This is a genomic window from Sphaerochaeta sp. UBA5836 (assembly GCF_002432845.1).
Classification (GTDB): Bacteria; Spirochaetota; Spirochaetia; order Sphaerochaetales; family Sphaerochaetaceae; genus Sphaerochaeta.
Genome location: NZ_DJGW01000070.1, coordinates 2214 through 2761 on the forward strand (window position 1 = coordinate 2214; position 548 = coordinate 2761).

1 protein-coding gene is annotated in these 548 nt (G+C 53.5%); it reads right to left on the bottom strand.

The features are described from left to right. On the bottom strand, positions 1-548 hold a 548-nt coding region (locus tag B3F49_RS05660), incomplete at both ends, for a sodium:solute symporter family transporter (RefSeq protein ID WP_414712503.1).

Here is a 548-nt window from a genome sequence, read left to right on the forward strand (position 1 = left end):
TTGGGAGGCTTGATCAGAGAGAACACATAGAATGCAATGAGGCTGATCAGAAGAGCGGGGATGATGTTGTTCACCTTCGGGATGGCGGGAAGGACCTTGGTATCCATCAAGAAGAATACAACACTGCCGATCAAGATCGACGCAATGCTTCCGGCACTGGAGGCCTTCTTCCAGAAGTGACCCATTACGTACGGGACAAACGTTCCTGCAGCCCTGAGGGTGAAGGAGAAAGCCAGAAGGGTGAGTATGTTGTTTGCATACAGTGCTGTGATCAGGCTGAAGAGGGCGACGATCACCATGGTGATTTTGGTTACCAACATGACTTCCTTGTCCTTGGCTCCCTTGCGGATGAAAATCTTGTACAGGTCGTTGCCGAAAATCGACCCGGCACCCAAGAGGTCGCTGTCGGCCGAGCTCATCGTAGCACTGATGATACCGGCAAACAGAATACCGGTGACCACAGCGGGCATGGTTGCCACCGCCAACGCCGGCAGGGCATACCGGGAGTTGTTCTTAAGAGCATCGACTACACCCGGCTCAAGCAGGTT